We start from the raw sequence: 22,190 nt of genomic DNA, 5'->3' as shown, positions 1-22,190 counted from the left end.
TTGGCAGAAATTTGCATAAATTAAAAATATTCAATTGACATTGGCGGGCAGCTGGGTTTTTCTATAGGTCAAACGTCGAGAGGACAAATTTTCAATGACACACTTCAACGCTTCACTCAACATCATCTGGTGGTGGCACTTCCCTTAACGCGGGTAGTGTGAAGCGCTGTGCACGATTGAAAATAACGCAGCCAAATTCAACAAAGAGCCCGCAAGAGATTGCGGGCTTTTTTGTGCTTAACGGTCAGGAAAACCCCGCAGCCAGGCTAAACAGCGGAACAACAGGAAGGACAGATGAACAGAATCGAGCCAATCGCCAGAGTACACCGCCAGACGCGGTCACTGCCCTATTACGACGATCCCCTGAAACTGTATCAGCAACTGACGCGGGACAAGCCTCACAGCATGTTGCTGGAGTCGGCCGAAATCGACAGCAAGGATCACCTGAAAAGCATTATCCTCAGCCACGCGGCGCTGGCCATTCGCTGTGACGGGTCGACCTTGAGCTTCGAGGCTTTGACAGACAACGGCGCCGGACTGCTGCCCGCGATTCACGACTTCTTTAACTCGCGCGGTGAGGTCAGCCTGGAGCAGCAGAGCCTCAAGGTCGTGCTGCGCCCCATCACTGCCGAGCTGGATGAAGATGCCAGACTCAAGGCAGGCTCGCCGCTCGATGGCCTGAGATTACTGCAGCAGGGTCTGATTGATGAAAAAGAGAGCCAGTTTGAAACCGGATTTCTGGGCGGCGTTTTGGGGTACGACCTTATCGCCAGCACAGAGCCGCTGCCAAGCGTAAGCCAGGGCGCCAACCACTGCCCCGACTATCTGTTTTATCTGGCTGAAACCCTGATAACAGTAGATCACCAAAAGGGCTGCGCCGAAGCCGTGGTGATGGAGTTTAATGGTAACAGCGAGGTGCAAGCCGAGCTTGGCGCAAGACTGGATGCCATAGAAACCAACTGCCAGCTGCTGGAAGATGTTGCCCCTTTAAGCGGCGTACATGCCGAGGCCAGCGTCAATATCAGTGACGCCGATTTTTGCCGCCAGGTGAGCCGCCTCAAGGAGCATATCTGCGCCGGTGATATCTTTCAGGTTGTGCCATCACGCAGTTTCAGCCTGCCCTGCCCCAATACTCTGGGCGCCTATAGGGCACTGAGACTGACCAACCCCAGCCCCTATATGTTTTACCTGCGCAGCGCCGACTTCACCCTGTTTGGCGCCTCTCCGGAAAGCGCCCTCAAGTATGAAGCCAAGGGCAATCAGGTTGAGGTTTACCCCATCGCCGGTACCCGCAAACGCGGCAAGACCCCAGATGGCGAGATAGATTTCGATCTCGACAGCCGAATAGAGCTGGAGCTAAGACTGGACAAGAAAGAGTTGTCGGAGCACATCATGTTGGTGGACTTGGCCCGCAACGATATCGCCCGCATCAGCCAGAGCGGCAGTCGTAAAGTAGCCGAGCTGCTGAAGGTAGACAGATACTCCCATGTGATGCATCTGGTCAGCCGGGTAACCGGGCAGCTTAGGGAAGATCTCGACGCCCTGCACGCCTATCAGGCCTGCATGAACATGGGCACCCTGGTGGGCGCCCCCAAGGTGCGCGCCGCCCAACTCATTCGTGAAACCGAGCAGCAGCGCCGCGGCAGCTATGGCGGCGCCGTAGGTTATCTCAACGCCCTTGGTGATATGGACACCTGCATAGTGATCCGCTCCGCCTTCGTCAGCGAAGGCATGGCGCACATCCAGGCCGGGGCCGGAGTGGTCTATGATTCAGATCCCCAGGCCGAGGCCGACGAAACCGCGCAAAAGGCGCAGGCAGTGATCAGTGCAATCAAGATGGGAGGTGGCCTGTGAAACTCTATCTATTGGATAACTTCGACTCCTTCACCTACAACCTGGTGGATCAGTTCCGCAGCCTGGGCTTTGAAGTGCTGGTGTATCGCAATAATGTCAGTGCTCAGTCGCTCGCCGAGCGGATGCTGGCGGAGCCGGGGCAGGCGGCGCTTATTCTGTCTCCCGGCCCGGGCGCCCCCGGAGAAGCCGGTTGCATGATGGAACTTATTGCGCTGCTGGCCGGCAAACTGCCGATTCTCGGTATCTGCCTTGGTCACCAGGCCCTGGTTGAACATTACGGCGGCAAGGTTGAGCGTGCCCCCCAAGTGGTACACGGTAAGGCCAGCCCGGTAGAGCACAACTGCGACGGCCTGTTTGCCAACCTGCCATCTCCCTTGCCTGTGGCCCGCTATCATTCACTGGTGGCAACCAAGGTGCCCGACTGCCTGGAGGTGATAGCCACCACCGAAGGCATGCCTATGGCCATCAGCCATCGCTGTGATGCCGCAGTCGGCTTCCAGTTCCACCCCGAATCGATTCTCACCACCCTTGGCAGCACCTTGCTGGTGCAAACACTGCAATACCTGACCATGAGCCGCGAGGAAACCTGCCATGACTGAACTGCAACCTCTGTTCGACAGCCTGTACCGGGGCGAGTCTTTAAGCCGTAGCCAGGCCGCCAGCCTGTTTGCCGAACTTATCGACGGCAAGCTCAGTGAAAGCCAGATGGCAGCCATGCTGATCGCGCTCAAGCTCAAGGGCGAAACCATAGACGAGATCAGCGGCGCCGCCGATGCTCTGCTGGCCGCGGCCAAGCCGTTTCCGCACCAATGCCAAAGGGTAGTGGATATTGTCGGCACCGGCGGTGACGGCCACAACACCATCAATATCTCTACCACGGCCGCCTTTGTTGCCGCCGCAGCCGGGGTCAATGTTGCCAAACACGGCAACCGCGGGGTGTCCAGCAAGTCGGGCTCTTCCGATCTGCTGGCACAGTTCGGCATAGACTTGACCATGTCGCCCGAGTGCGCCGCCAAACACCTTGCAGACAACGGCCTGTGTTTTCTGTTTGCACCCCATTATCACGGTGGAGTGCGGCACGCTGTGCCTGTACGCCAGGCGCTCAAGACCCGCACCCTGTTCAATGTACTCGGCCCGCTGATTAATCCGGCTCGCCCCGACTATATGCTGCTCGGGGTCTACAGCCCGAGCTTGGTTCGCCCCATCGCCGAGGTGTTGCGGGCCCTTGGCGTCAAAGGCGCCATGGTCGTTCACGGCAGCGGCCTGGATGAAGTGGCGCTGCACGGCGAAACCCAGGTGGCCGAACTCAAGGGTGCAGAGATAGTGGAATATCGCCTCACCCCGGCAGACTTTGGCGTGCCACAAGCGACGCTGGCCGAGCTGGAAGGCGGCACCCCGGCAGAAAACGCCCTTATTACCCAAGCACTGTTCGCCGGTAAAGGCAGCGCCGCCCAGCGTCACGCCGTGGCCATCAATGCCGCCTGCGTGCTCTATCTCGCCGGCAAGGCTGACAATCTCAGGCAGGCCACCCAACTGGCACTGGCCACCCTGGATGATGGCCGCGCCTGCGCCAAACTCAACGCCCTGGCGGACAAAGCCCACCAAACCCAGACTGAAAACAATGACGCCAACTCACCACAACCCAGCAAGGCAGGAGCTATATCATGAGTAACGTGCTTGAGCGTATCGTCGCCACCAAGCAGCAGCATATTGAAGCCCTCAAGCTGCGTTTTCCCGAAGAGAGCCTGACGCCCAAGACGTCGGATCGCAGCCTGTATCAGGCACTCAGTGCAAAAGGCGCCGGCTTTATTCTGGAATGCAAGAAGGCCAGCCCCTCCAAAGGGCTTATCCGCAAAGACTTCGATCCGGTTGCCATTGCCGATGTTTACAGCCGCTACGCCTCCGCGGTGTCGGTACTGACAGACGAAGCCTTCTTTCAGGGGGACTTTCGCTATTTGCCCAAGGTGCGGGCCAGAATCAAACAGCCGGTATTGTGCAAAGACTTTTTTGTTTCGCCTTATCAGGTTAAGTTGGCGGCCCATCAGGGCGCCGATGCCATCTTGCTGATGCTATCGGTACTCAGCGATGAGCAGTATCGATTGCTGGCGAGCGAAGCCGAGCAATATGCCCTCGACACCCTCACGGAAGTTTCCAACGAGGAAGAGCTCAAGCGTGCGCTGGCTCTGGGCGCGCCGATTATTGGCATCAACAACCGCAACCTCAGGGATCTGAGTACAGATCTGGCAATGACAGAATACTTAGCCCCCAAGATCCCCGAGGGGACACTGATCATCAGCGAATCCGGGATCTACAGCCGTGAGGATGTACGCCGCCTCAGCCCGCTGGTCGACGGCTTTTTGGTAGGCAGCTCGCTGATGGCCGAAGCCGATTTGGATCTGGCCTGTCGCCGCCTTATCTATGGCAACAATAAGGTGTGTGGCCTGACCCGAGAGCAGGATCTGCTGGATGCGGCAAAATCCGGCGCCGTCTATGGCGGCCTCATCTTCGCCGCCAAGTCCCCCCGTTGTGTCAGCCGCGCCCACGCCGCCGAGCTGTGCCGTTATAACGCCGAGCAGCCGCGTAAACTGGCAATGGTAGGGGTTTTTGTCAATGAATCACCGGCTAAGATGGCCGAGCTGGCCAATGAACTGAAACTGAGCGCGCTGCAGCTTCATGGCAGTGAATCAAGTGAAGATATTGCCAAGCTCAAGCTGCTGCTTGAGCAAAACGGGCATCAGACCGAGATCTGGAAGGCAGTCCCGGTCAATGTCGACGGCGGCGAGCTGCCAACCTTGCCGGAAGGCGCCGACCGCTATCTCTATGACAGTAAAAGCGGCGACAGCTTTGGTGGTACCGGCAAACATTTCGATTGGCAGCAAGGGCTTGCCCAGCGTGAGCGTGCCATGCTTGCCGGTGGCCTGAGTCCGGACAACGCCGCCTTGGCTGCCACCCAGGGCTTTTTCGGGCTGGACTTTAACTCAGGGGTGGAAAGCGCCCCCGGCATCAAAGACAGAGCGGCACTGCAGGTGGTGTTTAAGCAGCTCAACGCCTGACAAGAACAACAGTATTCGCCTGTCAGACAGGCGCAACAAGTATCCTAAGGAAAGCAGTATGAGCGAGTTAAAACTCAACCCTTATTTCGGGGAATACGGCGGCATGTATGTGCCGCAGATTTTGATGCCGGCGCTGAAACAGTTGGAAAGCGCCTTTGTCGAAGCCCAGAATGATCCCGCCTTTCAGGCCGAGTTCACCGAGCTTTTGAAAAACTATGCCGGGCGCCCCACCGCCTTGACCCTGACCCGTAACCTGTCACCCAATGACAAGGTGAAAATCTACCTCAAGCGGGAAGATCTGCTGCATGGCGGCGCCCACAAGACCAACCAGGTGCTGGGGCAGGCGCTGCTGGCCAAGCGCATGGGTAAAAAAGAGATCATCGCCGAAACCGGCGCCGGTCAACACGGGGTGGCCACCGCCCTGGCCTGCGCCCTGCTGGGCCTTAAGTGTAAAATTTACATGGGCGCCAAAGATGTGGAGCGCCAAAGCCCTAATGTGTTCCGCATGCGTTTGATGGGCGCCGAGGTCATTCCTGTCACCTCAGGCTCGGCCACTCTCAAAGATGCCTGCAACGAGGCGATGCGCGACTGGTCCGGCAGCTATGACAAGGCGCACTACCTGCTGGGTACCGCCGCCGGGCCTCACCCCTTCCCCACCATAGTCAGGGAGTTCCAGCGCATGATAGGCGCCGAAACCAAGGCGCAGATCCTTGAGCGTGAAGGCCGACTGCCGGACGCCGTCATTGCCTGTGTCGGCGGCGGCTCCAACGCCATAGGTATGTTTGCCGACTTTATAGATGAAGCCTCGGTGCGCCTCATAGGCGTTGAGCCGGCCGGAAAAGGCATAGATACGCCGATGCACGGCGCGCCGCTGCGGCACGGCAAGACAGGCATCTTTTTTGGCATGAAGGCGCCCTTGATGCAGGACAGCAACGGCCAGATAGAAGAATCTTACTCCATCTCTGCCGGTTTGGATTTCCCCTCTGTCGGCCCGCAACACGCCCACCTCAACGCCACCGGACGCGCCACCTATGAGTCGGCCACCGATGAAGAGGCGCTGGAGGCCTTTCAGTTATTGGCCCGTAGCGAAGGGATTATTCCGGCGCTGGAGTCGGCCCACGCGCTGGCCTATGCCATCAGGCTTGCCAAAGAGTGCCGCGAAGAAACCATACTGGTGGTTAACCTCTCCGGCCGCGGCGATAAAGACATATTTACCGTTTCCGATATCCTGGCAGAGCGCCAGGCTGCATCTGCGCAGTCAGATAAATCACAGGAGTCACAGGCATGAGTACACGTTATCAAACCACTTTTGCCCGGCTGCAGGCCGAAGGCCGCGGCGCCTTTGTTCCCTTTGTGACACTGGGCGATCCCGGCCCTGAGCTGTCGTTGCAGATTATCGACACCCTGATTGCCCATGGTGCCGACGCCCTTGAGTTGGGCTTCCCCTTTTCCGATCCGTTGGCCGATGGCCCGGTGATCCAGGGCGCCAACTTACGGGCGCTGGCTGCCGGCACTACTCCAGCCAAGTGCTTCGAGCTTATCGCCGAGGTACGTAGCCGTTATCCCGAGTTGCCCATCGGCCTGCTGTTGTACGCCAATCTGGTATACGCCAACGGCATCGACAACTTCTATCGCCGCGCCGCCGAGGCCGGGGTGGATTCAGTGCTGATAGCCGATGTGCCGGTTGAGGAAGCCGCACCTTTTATAGACGCCGCCAAGGCCCATGCCATAGCGCCTATCTTTATTGCGCCACCCAATGCCGATGATGATACCCTCAAGGCGGTGAGTGAAGCCGCTGAAGGCTACACTTATCTGCTGTCCCGCGCCGGGGTAACAGGCGCCGACAATAAGGCAGGTATGCCGGTGGATGAGGTACTGGCCAAGCTCAAAGCCTTCGATGCGCCGCCTCCACTGTTGGGGTTCGGTATCGCCGAGCCGGTTCAGGTCAGCGCCGCAATTGCCGCCGGCGCCGCCGGTGCCATCTCGGGCTCTGCCGTGGTCAGGATCATTGAACAACACCAAAATGCGCCCGATATGCTATTGAGCACTTTGGCCGACTTTACCCGTACCATGAAGGACGCCAGCTAATCTCAGCCCTCTTTAATCCTCCAGCCAGGGTATTCCCTGGCTTTTTTATGTCATGCACAACCCAATACGCTCATTTACACTTGATTTTCAACCAGGCAACGGGATATCTTCAAATACCATCTTTTGTAAGATAAACAAAATAAAAGAGTCATTTTTTTAACACTTTAAAGTACTTGGTCTCACACTGTTTCTTAAAGTTATAGGCTAAGCACTCTATTAATGCTCCCAAACTTAGGGAATGTGCGGGGCCAAAGTATCAATATAAAATGTGAACATTAACCCACAAAAAAATATTTACATTAAATAAACTTATGTTGCAAAATGTAACCCATAATTAAGGAACCCAAAAATGAAACGCAGTTTATTTACTGCCAGCGCACTCGCTTTAGCTCTCAGTGGATGCGCAACCCAATCTCCACAAGTTGAGTCCCAGGAAAGCCCTCACTCTCAACAAGCTCAAATTGAAGCACAAAAAGCAGCCATGGAGGCATCGGTTACCAATCCTATCCTAAAACGTAAATTAGCTCTTGGCAGAATTACTAATGAAACCATCTACGGCAAAAGCCTTTTGCGAGATGACAAAGGCGATGTACTTGGTAAGCAAGTGACCGACATGTTGTCAAAAGCTCTGACAGAGTCAGGCCAATATCTCGTGTTTGAACGTCCAGATATTGAGCGCCTTAAAGATGAGGCAAAGCTTACTGGACAAGAGTTAAACCTAGTAGGTGTTGATACTTTAATAATCGGCTCTCTCACTGAATTTGGCCGTAAAACAGAAGGGAAAAGTGGATTTCTTTCTTCCACTAAAAAACAAGTCGCCTTTGCTAAAGTTGACTTACGCTTAGTCGATAGCAAAACTGGGCTGGTTTACCATTCTCTATCAGGAGCAGGGGAAAGTAGTTCTGAGGCCGCTTCTGTTGCAGGCTTTGGTTCTAAAGCTGCCTACGATGGAACACTCAATGATGCTGCGATTTCTAACGCGATATCAGATGCTATCAGCAAATTGACCGCCGAAATGCAAACCCGTCCTTGGCAAACCGACATTCTAGCTGTTGAAGACGGGATGATTTACATCAGTGGCGGTAAGTCACAAGGTATAAAACAAGGAATGAGTTTTAATATCGAAACTCAGGGAAAAGTCGTAAAGTCCAAACAAACTGGTTTCGATATTACATTACCTGGCAAGAAAGTCGCTACTGTTTCAGTAATACAGCTTTTTGGCGACAATGAAACAAACGAAGGCGCAATAACCACTATTTCCAGCGGTTCAATTGATGGTCTTAAATACACAGAACTTAATGTGGTGGAGGCGAAATAATGAAGTTGAAATTAGCCCTGATACTGAGTGTTTTATCCCTCAATGTAGGTTGTGTACAAATGCCAACCACTACCAGTTCAACTGTAGACAATCGTCCTCAAATTATATTTAAAGTAAGCGATAATTCTGGTGTAGAAGGAATGCGTGTAATAGTTGACGGACTAGACAATGGACCTGTCGCGCCATTCACTAATGGTACTCAAGCTTTGCGTATTCTTCCTGGTACTCACATTATTGAGATCCTAAATGGTGATACTGTTATTTCATCGCAGAAAATCTATGTATCCGATGGTGTGACAAAAGAGGTCCTGATCAAATGAGCCGTCTCAAACTTGGCCTATGTGTATTGGTAGTGTTTGGCTTAGCTGGCTGTAAATCGACAACGTTATATAACTGGGGAGTTTATGATGAAGGCCTGTACGAATACTATCACGATCCCGTCGCAGCTAAGGAGTTCCCTATAGCACTTGAAGATCACCTGAAACAAATTGAAGATAATAAACAACGACCAGCACCTGGGTTATATGCTGAAGTCGGAACTTTCAAGCTAAAATCAGGCGATATAACCGGAGCAATATCGTTTTATGAAAAAGAAGCGAATACATGGCCGGAGAGCGCAGCCTTAATGAAGACTCTAGTGCAAAACCTTCAACGTCAAAACGGTAATAAGCAATGAAATTTATCAAATTAACTTTTTCAGTTGCGTTAGTTGCCTTACTTTCCGCATGTCAAACAACGACAGCTCCACGTCAAACTGGTTTTGAAGAACACAAGCCAAGCTCAATTCTCATACTCCCAGTCATAAACCACAGCGTTGATGTCGATGCGCCGCTTGCTGTATATAGCTCTTTACCTGTAATGCTTGCAGAGAAAGGTTACTATGTCTATCCATCGAATACAGTGAAGACAATCCTTGAATATGAAGGTCTTTACGAGCCTCAAGAGATACATCAGCTACCCGTGACCTCTTTGGTACAAATGTTTGGTGCAGATGTGGTTCTGTATGTCACGATAGAGCGGTGGGATACCACATATATGCTTATTTCAAGTACGACAGAAGTAGAGTTTACATACGCATTCAAAAACAAAACCGGGGATACGATTTGGCAAACCTCAAAAAAAATGCAATATACCCCCCAAAATAGTTCTACCGGTAACCCGTTGGCCGATCTCATAGGGGCTGTCATCACAGCAACAATTAACCGCGCGGCTCCCGATTATATGCCTCTTACCCGGATGGCTAACTACCAGGTTTTCTATAGCGATCAATCGACCTACTTACCTAATGGTCCATACAAACCCAAAGAGATTAAGTAGCTCAAAAAATCTGTTAAGCTTTGTGCTTGCTCGAGCCAGGGTCCTCCCTGGCTTTTTTAGGCGTCACAAACTACAAAAGCCTAAGCTGGTTTCAATCCGGGGCGTTTTTTTAAACATACAAACTTTGTCGAGAATTCTGCACCGCCGCCGGGCCAACTTTAAACAAACATCTGAATTTTATTAGATTTTTACGCGTTACTGCCCAAAAAATGGATTTACGACATTGGTTGAGCGAATATCTCAGAACAAGGTACTCACTGATAAAAAGGCCATCTTTGCAGATGGCCCTTTATGCAATATTTACAGCTAAAAAGCTTACTTATAAAAGGCTTCTACTGTGCCTTTGATGGTCATCAGCAGAGGCTGGCCGCGGCGGTCGAGTGCTTTGTGAGAGGCGACTTTAATCCAGCCTTCGCTGATGCAGTATTCTTCCACGTCATTGCGCTCTTTGCCATTGATGCGAATACCCACATCAAACTCAAACACTTCGGCCACATGGTGTGGACTGCGTGGGTTGATAGAAAGGCGATCCGGCAGAGTGGGTGGTACTTTGGTATCGGTCATAATCTTCATCTTGGGTAAATAAAACTCGCGATATTGTAGGCAATCCCCCAATCTGGCTCAATAGCGGCGAATGGCTTTATCCACACGGATTATGCCCTTTTATCAATCCAATCAGCCAATTTGGTTGTTTGACCATGGGCTAAACTTTATCTGACTCAATTGCACGCCCGTTGATATGTGAATCAATAGAGTCTCATTCCAAAAAAATAACGGCGTATGCAACGAGCCGGTAGCTTAAGTTGGGTATTCGGCCAAATACCTCATCCCCAAACCCAATGGAAATAGCGCTTGGGAAAGCCCCAAGAAAAATCGGCGTAAAGCCAAAGCCTGCGCCGATATCATGGAGTGGGTTATCCCCTCTATTACTTGTTTACATCAGCCGTCAACGATTGCTGCAAATCGAACCTATCCAGCTCCATCACCTTGCTCCAGGCTTTGGCAAAGTCCTCAACGAAGCGGGTCTTGCCATCGTCTGCTGCATACACTTCAGCGACGGCTCTGAGTTCTGAATGGGAACCAAACACCAAGTCGACCGGCGTAGCCGTCCATTTGAGTTTGCCGGACTGACGATCAAGGCCCTGATAGAGACCTGGCTCTTTGCCCTTTTCCCAACGAGTGGACATATCCAGCAGGTTTACAAAGAAGTCGTTACTGAGCTTGCCGGGGCTTTGGGTGAACACCCCATGCTTACTGCTGCCGCTGTTGGCATCCAGCACTCTGAGACCGCCGACCAATACCGTCATTTCAGGAACCGTCAGGTTAAGGAAGTTCGCCTTTTCAATCAGTGCTTCGGCCGGTGATACCGGGCTTTGTTCACTGAAATAGTTTCTGAAGCCATCGGCCTTGGGCTCAAGTACGGCAAAGGAGTTTACATCTGTTTGGGCCTGAGTCGCGTCCATCCGCCCGGGATGGAAGGCAAGATTGACTTTAACACCGGCATCGGCCGCGGCTTTTTCTATGGCCGCACTGCCGCCCAAGACAATGAGATCGGCCAGCGACACCTTTTTACCGACCTTGGCTTTCTTGTTGAAATCCTTTTGGATTTTCTCAAGCTTACCAATGACTTTCGCCAATACCTTGGGATCATTTGCCGCCCAATCGCTCTGAGGCTTCAGGGCGATTCTGGCACCATTGGCGCCGCCACGCATATCTGTGCCACGGAAAGATGACGCCGAAGCCCAAGCTATTTTTACCAGCTCAGGCACGCTGAGGCCTGAATCCAAAATAGCCGCTTTCAACTGTTTGGTATCGGCCGCGTCGATCAATTGATGATCGACGGCTGGGATCGGGTCTTGCCAGATCAAATCTTCTAAAGGCGCATCTTTACCCAGGTAGCGGCTCTTCGGCCCCATATCTCTGTGGGTCAACTTGAACCAAGCCTTGGCGAAGGCCAGCTCAAACTCGGCCGGATTATTGAGGAAACGGGTCGTTATCTCGCGGTAAATCGGGTCTTCCTTCAGCGCGATATCACTGGTGAACATGATAGGAGCATGGCGCTTGTCAGGGATATGGGCGTCAGGTACCAAATTGGCGGCCTTGCCATCGGCAGGGATCCATTGAATGTGGCCGGCCGGACTCTTGGTTTGTACCCAATCGAAGGTGTAAAGCCAGGTTAAGTATTCCATGGTCCACTTGGTGGGGTTGGAAGACCAGGCACCTTCCAGGCCGCTGGAAACCGTATCTTCCGAATGACCTTTACCACAGCGGTTTTTCCAGCCAAGGCCCTGCTCCTCTATTCCGGCGGCAGCGGGTTCTGCGCCGACACACTTGGCTGGGTCATGGGCACCATGAGCCTTACCGAAGGTGTGACCACCGGCGATCAGCGCCACGGTTTCTTCATCATTCATGGCCATACGGCCAAAGGTATCGCGTATTTCCTGGGCGGATGCCAAGGGATCGGGTACGCCATTGGGACCTTCAGGGTTCACATAGATGAGCCCCATCTGGGTGGCTCCCAAGGGTTTGGCCAACTCACCCTTTTCATTATGGCGTTTATTGTCGAGCCACTGTTTTTCGGCGCCCCAGTTAACCTTTTCGGCTTCCCAGTCATCAGTGCGGCCACCGGCAAACCCGAAGGTTTTAAAACCCATGGACTCCAGGGATACGTTACCGGCCAGTACCATGAGGTCAGCCCAAGAGATCTGGCTGCCATACTTTTGTTTAATTGGCCAAAGTAGGCGGCGTGCCTTGTCGAGACTGACGTTATCAGGCCAACTGTTGAGAGGTTCAAAACGTTGCTGACCACCACTGGCACCGCCGCGACCGTCAAAGATGCGATAAACACCGGCACTGTGCCAGGCCATACGGATAAAGAAAGGGCCATAGTGACCATAGTCGGCGGGCCACCAGTCCTGGGAAGTGGTTAACGTAGTTTTGATATCGGCTTTGACGGCGTCCAAATCCAAAGAGCCAAAGGCCTTGGCATAATCATAATCGGCGCCGTAGGGATTGGATTCAGCGCCGTGCTGGCGCAGTGGCGATAGATCCAGTTGCTGCGGCCACCAGTAGGCGTTGGTTGTTGCGGCCTGAGGCTGAACAGCCGATTGCGACTGCGCCGCTTGGGTAGCGGCTGCGCCAAAAACCATGGCAACAGACAGCGCCACCGCGGTCAGAGATGGGATACTTGATTTCATGTTGGAAGTCCTCTTCCTTGGTGAAGGGCGTGGGATAAGCCACTTTCCCGATTCAAGTGCCGCGAATGCCGGCGCCTTTGGTTAGCGCGCCTTAACAAACGGGCACAGTTAAACAGCGACGAATATGGCCTGTCGCTGTTCATTCCAAGGTAGTGAGGAAACCTATTCTCGACTAACGATTAAATCAGATTGTCGTAATCTAAAAAGAAGCAAACACTAATTTAGGGCGTGGCATTCTGTCGTTGTCCAACTATTCTCTGACGGCTCCCTAACCAGTTGAAATTACGGCCATTTCTGCCATCTAAAAAACACAAACCTGCTACTAAACCATTCTGCTTAACCACTCTCTAAGTCAAAGATTGGAAGTCAGTAGTTGCATGAGTTTTCAAGCCCAGTGTTGAGCGTTAAAAGACTTGGCCTGTCTGTCTTTGGCTGAGAGTAATGGCTCACCCAGTGCGGTATTCAGCGGCCAGTCTATCGCTAAGTCAGCATCGTTCCAGACAATGGCACCTTCATCGCCGGGCTGATAATAATCACTGCACTTGTATATCACCTCGGCCGGTCCCTTGGTCACGTAAAAACCATGGGCAAAACCCGGTGGGATCCACAGCTGACAGCGGTTCTGTGCCGATAAATGCAAACCGTGCCACTGCCCAAAGGTGGGAGATTGGGGACGAATATCGACGGCGACATCGTAGATCTCACCGCTGATAACCCGAATTAGCTTACCTTGGGGATATTGGCGCTGAAAATGAAGTCCCCTAAGCACTCCCACGCCAGAACAGCTGTGATTCTCCTGCACCAGAGCAACTGGAGCTTGGCCGCTATCCATCAAGGCTTTTTCAAAGACAGAGGCTCGAAAGCACTCCATAAAATAGCCCCGATTATCATTGAAGATCTCGGGCGTAAACAATATCAGGCCGGATAAAGGGAGAGATTGAGCTTTCATCAAGAGACACAAAAAACGGTAATTGGAGGGATTGTAGCAGGAGTCGCAGTCATAGGACGATAGCCTTTCGATTGCATCGCGTAAACAAGCCGGTTACGTGACTGAATAGGCTCTGAACCATAACCCAGATGGTGTGACAAAAGCCTTACACCCGGCAAATCAGCTGTGCTAGCCTGAAGGCCAACTTAGGTAACTTAAGGGAATAAACCATGAACAAGTCCACTATTTTTGCGCTGCTGATGACAAGTGGTATGGCGCTGGGTCTGGCTGCTTGCCAAGATCAGGACAGCCAATCTCCAGGGACAAACGGCCCAGCAGAAACCGCTACGGCCCCGGCTGAACAAACAGCCCAAATACCTATGGGTGATACCAGTCAAAACTCGCTGGACTGGGACGGAAGCTATAAAGGACTGCTTCCCTGCGCAGATTGCTCAGGAATAGAAACTACGCTAACGCTCAAAGAAGATAACAGCTATCGCCTGCAGCAAGTGTATCAAGGTAAGGACGAGAGCATATTCAGCGAAACCGGCAAGTTCACCTGGGATGCCAGCGGCAGCAAAATCACCCTGGAGGATGGCAGTAAATATCTGGTAGGGGAAAATCAGCTGTTTATGCTGGACAGAGAAGGCAACCGCATCACCGGCAGCCTGGCTGATAACTACAGGTTAAATAAAGAGAACTAAATACGCCGCATGAACACTGCAAAATGATGAGATAAATCCATAGCGCGTTTCAGATCTGCAGCGCGCTATGGCTCTTTTATTAATAAAAGGCTTTATACCAATCGGCAAAGGCTTTGACCCCTTCACGGATCCCAACTCTAGGCTTATAAGCCACGGCACTATATAGATCTTCGGTATCAGCCCAAGTGGCCTGGACATCACCATCTTGCATAGGCAGCATAATTTTTTCGGCTTTTTGCCCGAGCGCAGCTTCAAGCTCACTGATAAAATCCAATAAGCGAACCGGGCTGCCATTACCTATGTTATAAACACGATATGGCGCACTGCTGGTTGCCGGGGTCCCCTGTTCTACCGTCCAATCACTCTGCCGCGTAGGCACTTTATCTGCCACTCTGATGATGCCTTCGACGATATCATCGATAAAGGTAAAATCGCGGCTCATATTCCCCTGATTGAACACCTTGATAGGCCTGCCAGAGGTAATGGCATCTGCGAACAGCATAGGCGCCATATCCGGGCGTCCCCATGGGCCATAGACAGTGAAAAACCTCAGTCCTGTTGCGGGTAAGCCATAAAGGTGCGCATAGCTATGTGCCATCATCTCATTAGCTTTCTTGGTCGCCGCGTAAAAAGACACCGGATGGTCGACCGAATCAGTCGTCGCGAACGGCATCTTCTTGTTGAGACCATAAACCGAGCTGGAAGAGGCATATACCAGATGTTCTATGCCATGATGACGGCAGCCTTCCAATATAGTAAGCATACCGATAATATTGCTGTCCGCATAAGCATAAGGGTTTTCAATTGAATAGCGAACACCGGCCTGAGCCCCCAAATGGATGACCCGCTTAAAACCACCTTTGGCAAAGAGTTCAGCCATGGCCTCCCTGTCGGCCAAATCAAGCTTTTGAAATTGGAAATGGTTAAAATCAGCCAGCTTTTGCAATCTGGCCTGTTTTAAACTGATATCGTAGTAATCATTGAGATTATCGATACCCACAACTTCGAATCCCGCTTCACACAAACGTTCGCAAACACGGGCACCGATGAAACCGGCTGCGCCGGTAACCAAATATTTCATACCGATCTTCTCATTTAACTTTCCGTTTACGCAAGCCGCTTTCAATCATTACCAAACAGATCCCGGGTATAAACTTTATCCGCAACATCTTTTAGTTCATCAACCATACGGTTGGAAATAATGACATCTGAAACTTTTTTAAATTCAGTAACATCGCGTATCACTCTAGAGCGGAAAAACTCATCACTTTCCAGCACAGGTTCATACACCACCACTTCAATCCCTTTGGCCTTAATTCGTTTCATCACGCCTTGCACTGCCGAAGCGCGGAAATTATCAGATCCGGACTTCATGATCAGTCGGTATACGCCAACTACTTTGGGTCTTTTGGCAATGACGGAATCGGCAATAAAGTCCTTACGGGTTCGGTTGGCATCAACAATTGCCGCTATCAGGTTGTTGGGAACCTGGTTGTAGTTAGCCAGTAGTTGTTTGGTATCTTTAGGCAAACAGTAGCCACCGTAACCAAATGAAGGATTGTTATAATGAGCGCCAATACGGGGATCCAAACACACCCCCTCTATTATCTGCTTTGGATCCAGGCCATTGGTTTCCGCATAAGAGTCAAGTTCATTGAAATATGCGACTCGCATAGCTAAATATGTATTGGCAAAGAGCTTAATGGCTTCAGCCTCCGTACTACCGGTAAAGAGTACGGGAATATCTGGCTTTAACGCTGCGTCAACAAGCAATTGAGCAAATCGTTCGGCTCTCTCTGAGCGTTCACCAACAATAATTCGAGAAGGATAAAGGTTATCGTACAAAGCCTTACCTTCTCGCAAGAACTCAGGTGAGAATATGATATTGGCCGTACCATGCCTGTTTCGCAATGCTCTGGTAAAACCAACAGGCACAGTAGATTTAATGATGATACAAGCGGCAGAATTAACCGCTATCACATCTTTTGCCACGGCTTCTACCGTGCTGGTGTCGAAGTAATTGGTCTTGGGATCGTAATCCGTTGGCGTAGCAATAATCACATAATCTGCGCCCCGATAGACCTCTTTGTCCGTTGTGGCAGTTAACTGCAACTTATTGCTCACCAAGTATTGCTCAATAAGCTCATCGGCTATGGGCGAGCGACCGGCATTGACCATTGCCACTCTTTCTGATGAGATGTCCAACGCCCACACCTGATTATGTTGTGCCAGCAAAACTGAGTTTGACAGGCCAACATAACCTGTTCCAACAACCACTATCTTCATTTTTTCCCCCAACTGCTTACGCTGTACGCTAACTTAACACAGTGGTGAAACCAGAGATATACACAACGAGTCTAGCCCCTAAGGGGATTAGACTGGTGGCTGCTATGCTAATTATTGACAAACGCCGTCCACTTACGCCATGGCACAGCCGGGATAACCGAACCATAGCGCAGCAATGAGCAAGGACTTTGCATAAAGAGAAGAAAAATCTCCCTATTACAGGGTTGGAGCTTAAAGCACGGAACTGATACTTGTCGTCAGTCTATAAAACCGGCTCAGACCGAAGACAAGGCTTTCATGCATCGGTTTCAGCGCAGCGGCAATTCGACATCCGCAAACATCTGTTCTATCAGCTGTGCATCACGCAATGCCACCGCCTTCTCCACTACATCCCGGGTCAGATGCGGCGCAAACCGCTCAATAAAATCATACATGTAGCTACGCAGGAAACTGCCCTTTCTAAAGCCTATCTTAGTAGTACTGTGGGCAAACAGATGGCTGGCGTCTATGGCGACCAGATCCTTATCGATTACAGGATCAATCGCCATGGAAGCTATCACTCCTACGCCGAGCCCCAATCTGACATAAGTCTTGAGCACATCGGCACTTGTGGCACTGAAGACGACCCTGGGCTCAAGCCCGGCACCATGGAAACCCCGCTCAATTTCCGAGGCCTTATCAAAACCGAACACATAAGTGACCAGGGGGAAGCGCGCCAACTCTTCAATGCTAATCTGACTGCGGCTGGCCAGCGGGTGATCCCGAGAAACCACCACAGAGCGATTCCAGTGATAACACGGCAGCATGATGAGATCGGAATAGAGATGCATCGCCTCGGTGGCGATAGCAAAATCGGCGTCACCTCGGGCGGCGGCTTCGCTTATCTGCGATGGCGTACCTTGATGCATATGCAGATTTACCTTGGGATAACGCTCAATAAACTGCCGGATAATCTGTGGCAAAGCGTAGCGGGCTTGGGTATCTGTGGTGGCAATGTTCAGTTCCCCCTGATCGGGCTTGGTGTATTCTTCGGCCACCTTCTTGATACTTTCGACTTTACCAAGGATGTCGTTGGCAATTTTGATAACCTGCTCGCCGGCCAGAGTCACATGGGTCAAGTGTTTGCCACTACGACCGAAGATCTGGATCCCCAGTTCATCCTCCAGCATACGTACCTGCTTACTGATCCCTGGCTGGGAGGTATAAAGGTTTTCGGCGGTCGCGGAAACATTGAGGTTATGATTGACCACTTCTGCAATATATCTGAGCTGTTGCAGTTTCATCTTTAGATCCTTGAACTTCGGCCCCATTCAGGAGCAGAATTGAGTGTTGGAATACCGGACATCTATAATTAATGGTTATAGTATAAAGCAATAACTAAATCAAACAGGAATATAGCCGCGAATGCGAGCTATCTTCAGGACAGATACCTGGTGCTGGGCTAAGATAACTAGGCTAGTTTATTGATTTATTGTAGCATTAACAGAATGATAAAATTTACGGACAGGCTATGGCATTTACTCTTGTACTGCTGCTGATAGGTGCGCTTCTTCTGCTGGTTATCGGTATCAATGTTATTCAGCAACAAAAAGAGCGAGTCGAGGCCGAACGTCGTACTGAGTTGGCTCGTCAGCGAGCGATTTTGGACGAAACTGAAGAAGTTCTCTCCAATACCGGTATGTTTCCCTGCTCTTCACAAATCGTTTTGGTGCTCTACAAGCGCATTCAGGATGCCGCAAGAATTGCCGTTACCCTGAGTAAGGCCAACCAGAAGAGTGACTATGAACGGCGGCTAACCGACCTTGACGCGCTGATCACCAATCTGCAAAACAGTCCCCAACAAACACCTGCGATAGAGAGTTTTCGTCTGCCGGACAATGACCGTCAGGTATTGGTGCTGGTGCAGACTTTGAAAAAACTCAAGGCGATTTTGCGTGCCGAGCATAATAAGGGCAAAGTCGACCCTACTGTTTTTTCCACTGAAGAAGGCCGTATCGACAGCCTGCAACTCAGGATCAATGTCGAAAGTATGCTATCCCGCGCCCGCGCCGCCAGTTATATGAAACAATACGGTTCATCGAGGCAAATGGTGACCAAGGCCCTCGGCACCTTGCATACCATCAAGGCGCAAACCCCGAACGATCCTTTCATTGCCCGCAAAGTGGATGAAGCCAAGCAACTGCTCGATGAAATCATGGGGGCGCAAAAGATGGCTCAGCCCAGTGCTCCAAAACCTAAAAGCGATGAAGATGATATCGATGTGTTGTTCCAGCCTAAGAAAAAATGGTAAGCCGCCAACTGACCTAAAGTAGCTTCAGACAAACAAAGTTCAAAAAGCACCTTCAGGGTGCTTTTGGCTTAATCCAGTCCAATCAAGTCTCTATTAACCCAATCCCCTCTCAGCCAAATCCATCTTGAATAGTCCAAGCGGGTAACCGTTGTTTCCAATAACAGTCAAACATGGGCCGCCGGAAACAAGAAAGCCCTGCAACAGCAGGGCTTTCTTAACTCAGGTTTTTACCTGAAACTTAACTCTTGGCTTTCTTTTTCTTGCTGTTTTCAGCAAACCACTTGCCATCACGATAATGAGCAACCCAACCGGTCGCCTTACCGTCAACTTCGCTGGCCACATACTGCTCTTTAGTCTTACGACTGAACTTCACCAGCGCCGGGTTGCCTTCGTCATCTTTCACCGGCGCATCAGCCAGGAACTGATATTTGGGCCACAGCAACTCGCGGTACTCCACCAACTCAGAGACCAATGGTGCACGGGTCTCTCGGGATCTGGGGAAAGTACTTGCAGCCAGGAAAATACCCGAAGCCCCATCACGCAACACGAAATGAGCGTCTGACTTGCTGCACTTGAGCTCAGGCAAAGGAATTGGATCTTCCTTAGGTGGCGCAACTTCACCATTCTTGAGCAGTTTACGGGTGTTCTTGCACTCGCTGTTGGTGCAGCCAAAGTACTTACCGAAACGGCCGTTCTTCAACTCCATATCACTACCGCAGCGGTCACACTCTATCACTGGGCCTTCGTAGCCTTTGAGTTTGAACTGCCCCTTCTCGACTTCATATCCAGAGCAGGCAGGATTGTTACCACAAACATGCAGCTTACGGGTTTCATCCAACAGGTAGCTATCCATGGCAGTACCGCAGATGCCACAGCGATGCTTGGCCCTGAGCGCCTCGGTTTCAGCATCTTCGCTCTCGCTAATAGCTTCTTCACCCGGAGTCAGGTTCAACGTGGTCTTACAACGCTCTTTGGGGGGCAGCTCATAACCGGAACATCCCAGGAACACACCTGTAGTACCGGTACGGATCCCCATTTGGCGACCACAAGTAGGACAGGTTATGTCTGTCAGCACCATCTGGTTGGGGCGCATACCGCCCTCTTCCGGTGGCAGCTCAGCATGTTGCAACTGCTTGGTGAAGTCTTTGTAGAAGCCATCAAGCACCTGTTTCCAGTCGAGTTGCCCCTGAGCGACATTATCCAGGGTCTGTTCCATACCGGCGGTAAAGTCATAGTTCATCAGGTTGGCAAAGTTTTCCACCAGACGTTCACTGACAATTTCACCCATCTTCTCGGCGTAGAAACGGCGGTTTTCCACTTTCACATAACCACGATCCTGGATGGTGGAAATAATAGTGGCGTAAGTAGAGGGACGACCTATGCCGCGCTTTTCCAATTCTTTAACCAGAGAGGCTTCACTGTAACGCGCCGGAGGCTTGGTAAAGTGCTGTTTAGGATCCAGTTGTTTCAGATCCAGTTTATCGCCCTTGGCCAGATATGGCAGAGTGACTTCTTCTTCATTCTTGCGTTTGACCGCAGATTGTACCCGGGTCCAACCATCAAATTTCAACGTACGGCCACTGGCCTTCAGCTCAAACACACCGGCCTTAACCGTGAGTCTGGTGGCATCATATTGAGCCGGAGTCATCTGACAGGCAACAAACTGGCGCCAGATAAGCTCATAGAGCCGCTGAGCGTCACGTTCCATGTCGGTCAATGACGCAGCATGCACAGAGACATCTGAAGGGCGAATCGCTTCGTGAGCTTCTTGTGCGCCCTCTTTGCTGCCATAACGAATCGGTGCATCCGGCAGGTACTTATCGCCGAACTCTTTGGCAATCATGGTTCTGACGTTATCCAGCGCTTCTTGGCTCAAATTGGTAGAGTCGGTACGCATATAAGTGATATGACCCGCCTCATAAAGACGTTGGGCCATCATCATGGTCTTCTTCACTCCAAAACCGAGACGGGTACTGGCGGCTTGCTGCAGTGTCGAGGTAATAAAGGGAGCGCTGGGCTTGCTTTGAGTAGCCTTGTCTTCGCGGCCAATTACCTCATAACTGGCCGATTGCAGCGCTGCCACCGCAGCCAGCGCCTGGGATTCATTGACCGGCTCAAATGCTTTGCCGTTTTGCTTAACCACTTGCATGGTCAGAGCATCATCGGTAGCAGTCGCCAATTGTGCATGCAGATCCCAGAACTCTTCCGGCACGAAGGCTTTGATTTCGGCTTCCCGCTCAACTACCAAACGCACGGCTACCGACTGAACCCGTCCAGCAGAAAGGCCTCTGGCGACCTTTTTCCACAGCAGTGGCGAAACCATAAAGCCCACGACTCGGTCGAGGAATCGCCGAGCCTGCTGAGCATTGACCATATTGTTGTCAAGATCACTGGGTTTGCTGAAAGCATCCTGAATGGCGCTCTTGGTGATCTCATTGAACACCACCCGCTTATAACGCGAATTGTCGCCGCCTATCACCTGCTGCAGGTGCCAGGCAATCGCTTCCCCTTCTCTATCCAAATCCGTCGCGAGATAGATTTCATCGGCAGAATCGGCCAGCGCTTGCAGTTCTTTTACCACCTTCTCCTTACCAGGCAGAATTTGGTAGTTGGCTTTCCAGCCGTGCTCAGGATCAACCCCCATACGGGCAACCAGAGCCTTTTTCTCTTTCACCTTCTTGTACTTGGCCTTTTCTTCAGGTGACATCTTACGCACTTCAGCGGCGCTTTTGGCCTTGCCGTTGGCGTCGGCGGAGGAGGAAGTCGGCAAGTCACGTATGTGACCCACACTCGACTTAACGATGAATTCTTTACCAAGATATTTGTTGATAGTCTTGGCTTTAGCCGGCGATTCGACAATAACTAGCGATTTACCCATAGTGTGATTTGCGCCAAACGATCTCAGAACGGTGAAAATTGGCACCATATATAGAGGGTTGTCCACGGACTTTCAAGTTAATCCCTCTTTTATGTGTACCGGCGACTCAATTTTTAAGCAGGGTTAAAAAATTGTACAAAATAATATTGCGTAATTAAAAACTAATATTTCATTATTTCACGGCAAGCAAGTAATAGTTATGCATTTGTGATGAAAAAGCACTTTTTGCAGCCTTCCTGGTCGACTTGTGAAGCCTTGGGGCTCAAGTATACTGGAG

19 protein-coding genes are annotated in these 22,190 nt (G+C 51.4%); 12 read left to right on the top strand and 7 right to left on the bottom strand.

Translation table 11 applies throughout. The features are described 5' to 3' along the window. The first annotated feature begins 294 nt into the window (after window positions 1–294). From WKR14_RS07840 to WKR14_RS07795, 10 genes are all read left to right on the top strand, one after another. Window positions 295–1,854, top strand: a complete 1,560-nt coding sequence (locus WKR14_RS07840) for an anthranilate synthase component 1 (RefSeq protein ID WP_335919750.1) — start codon at window positions 295–297, stop codon at window positions 1,852–1,854. Next, window positions 1,851–2,453 carry an aminodeoxychorismate/anthranilate synthase component II gene (locus WKR14_RS07835; protein ID WP_208128200.1) on the top strand — a complete coding sequence of 201 codons (603 nt, stop codon included), beginning with the start codon at window positions 1,851–1,853 and terminating at the stop codon, window positions 2,451–2,453. The genes WKR14_RS07840 and WKR14_RS07835 overlap by 4 nt, the downstream gene beginning before the upstream one ends. Continuing rightward, window positions 2,446–3,522 carry an anthranilate phosphoribosyltransferase gene (gene trpD / locus WKR14_RS07830; RefSeq protein ID WP_051472749.1) on the top strand — a complete coding sequence of 359 codons (1,077 nt, stop codon included), beginning with the start codon at window positions 2,446–2,448 and terminating at the stop codon, window positions 3,520–3,522. Before WKR14_RS07835 ends, trpD begins: the two co-directional genes overlap by 8 nt. Continuing rightward, window positions 3,519–4,907, top strand: a complete 1,389-nt coding sequence (gene trpCF, locus WKR14_RS07825; protein ID WP_339087596.1) for a bifunctional indole-3-glycerol-phosphate synthase TrpC/phosphoribosylanthranilate isomerase TrpF — start codon at window positions 3,519–3,521, stop codon at window positions 4,905–4,907. The genes trpD and trpCF overlap by 4 nt, the downstream gene beginning before the upstream one ends. Window positions 4,908–4,965: 58 nt before the next feature. Next, window positions 4,966–6,195, top strand: coding sequence for a tryptophan synthase subunit beta (gene trpB / locus WKR14_RS07820; protein WP_071238359.1), 1,230 nt, complete (start codon window positions 4,966–4,968; stop codon window positions 6,193–6,195). Next, window positions 6,192–6,995 (top strand): tryptophan synthase subunit alpha, encoded by an 804-nt coding sequence (gene trpA, locus WKR14_RS07815; protein ID WP_339087595.1) that lies wholly within the window; start codon window positions 6,192–6,194, stop codon window positions 6,993–6,995. The genes trpB and trpA overlap by 4 nt, the downstream gene beginning before the upstream one ends. Window positions 6,996–7,344: 349 nt before the next feature. Then, window positions 7,345–8,313: a CsgG/HfaB family protein gene (locus WKR14_RS07810; protein WP_101057480.1), complete on the top strand. Its 969-nt coding sequence runs from the start codon at window positions 7,345–7,347 to the stop codon at window positions 8,311–8,313. Continuing rightward, window positions 8,313–8,633: a hypothetical protein gene (locus WKR14_RS07805; protein ID WP_101057482.1), complete on the top strand. Its 321-nt coding sequence runs from the start codon at window positions 8,313–8,315 to the stop codon at window positions 8,631–8,633. The genes WKR14_RS07810 and WKR14_RS07805 overlap by 1 nt, the downstream gene beginning before the upstream one ends. After that, window positions 8,630–8,989 (top strand): DUF4810 domain-containing protein, encoded by a 360-nt coding sequence (locus WKR14_RS07800; protein ID WP_101057484.1) that lies wholly within the window; start codon window positions 8,630–8,632, stop codon window positions 8,987–8,989. The genes WKR14_RS07805 and WKR14_RS07800 overlap by 4 nt, the downstream gene beginning before the upstream one ends. After that, on the top strand, window positions 8,986–9,630 hold the full coding sequence (locus tag WKR14_RS07795; RefSeq protein WP_101057487.1) for a DUF799 domain-containing protein: 645 nt from the start codon (window positions 8,986–8,988) through the stop codon (window positions 9,628–9,630). The genes WKR14_RS07800 and WKR14_RS07795 overlap by 4 nt, the downstream gene beginning before the upstream one ends. Window positions 9,631–9,945: 315 nt before the next feature. Here WKR14_RS07795 and WKR14_RS07790 read toward each other — a convergent pair whose 3' ends face one another. From WKR14_RS07790 to rfbC, 3 genes are all read right to left on the bottom strand, one after another. Then, window positions 9,946–10,194, bottom strand: a complete 249-nt coding sequence (locus WKR14_RS07790; protein WP_101057490.1) for a DUF3297 family protein — start codon at window positions 10,192–10,194, stop codon at window positions 9,946–9,948. Window positions 10,195–10,556: 362 nt separating this feature from the next. Next, entirely contained in the window at window positions 10,557–12,827 is a 2,271-nt protein-coding gene (gene katG / locus WKR14_RS07785; RefSeq protein WP_339087594.1) for a catalase/peroxidase HPI, read from the bottom strand. Window positions 12,828–13,212: 385 nt separating this feature from the next. Further along, entirely contained in the window at window positions 13,213–13,776 is a 564-nt protein-coding gene (gene rfbC / locus WKR14_RS07780; protein ID WP_101056186.1) for a dTDP-4-dehydrorhamnose 3,5-epimerase, read from the bottom strand. Between the two features lie 209 nt (window positions 13,777–13,985). Here rfbC and WKR14_RS07775 point away from each other — a divergent pair, with 209 nt between their 5' ends. After that, complete coding sequence (locus WKR14_RS07775) at window positions 13,986–14,459, top strand: copper resistance protein NlpE (RefSeq protein ID WP_226565708.1); 474 nt, start codon at window positions 13,986–13,988, stop codon at window positions 14,457–14,459. 79 nt (window positions 14,460–14,538) lie between these two features. Here WKR14_RS07775 and WKR14_RS07770 read toward each other — a convergent pair whose 3' ends face one another. The 3 genes from WKR14_RS07770 to cysB form a co-directional block, all read right to left on the bottom strand. Continuing rightward, window positions 14,539–15,540, bottom strand: a complete 1,002-nt coding sequence (locus tag WKR14_RS07770) for an NAD-dependent epimerase (protein ID WP_224866753.1) — start codon at window positions 15,538–15,540, stop codon at window positions 14,539–14,541. Window positions 15,541–15,581: 41 nt separating this feature from the next. Next, window positions 15,582–16,745, bottom strand: coding sequence for a nucleotide sugar dehydrogenase (locus WKR14_RS07765; RefSeq protein ID WP_335916816.1), 1,164 nt, complete (start codon window positions 16,743–16,745; stop codon window positions 15,582–15,584). Between the two features lie 308 nt (window positions 16,746–17,053). Next, the gene (gene cysB, locus WKR14_RS07760) at window positions 17,054–18,028 is read right to left on the bottom strand and encodes an HTH-type transcriptional regulator CysB (protein ID WP_339087593.1); all 975 of its coding nucleotides are present in this window, start codon (window positions 18,026–18,028) and stop codon (window positions 17,054–17,056) included. 227 nt (window positions 18,029–18,255) lie between these two features. On the opposite strand from cysB, the gene WKR14_RS07755 reads away from it, so the two are divergent. After that, entirely contained in the window at window positions 18,256–19,035 is a 780-nt protein-coding gene (locus tag WKR14_RS07755; protein WP_101056191.1) for a hypothetical protein, read from the top strand. Window positions 19,036–19,273: 238 nt separating this feature from the next. Here the strand turns inward: WKR14_RS07755 and topA are convergent, their stop codons facing one another. Next, window positions 19,274–21,913 carry a type I DNA topoisomerase gene (gene topA / locus WKR14_RS07750; protein WP_339087592.1) on the bottom strand — a complete coding sequence of 880 codons (2,640 nt, stop codon included), beginning with the start codon at window positions 21,911–21,913 and terminating at the stop codon, window positions 19,274–19,276. Window positions 21,914–22,190: the final 277 nt, after the last annotated feature.

It is taken from the genome of Shewanella chilikensis (assembly GCF_037953065.1).
GTDB lineage: Bacteria > Pseudomonadota > Gammaproteobacteria > Enterobacterales > Shewanellaceae > Shewanella > Shewanella chilikensis.
The sequence above is the reverse complement of the archived record's forward strand: the minus strand, read 5'-3'. Positions and strand labels throughout refer to the sequence as shown.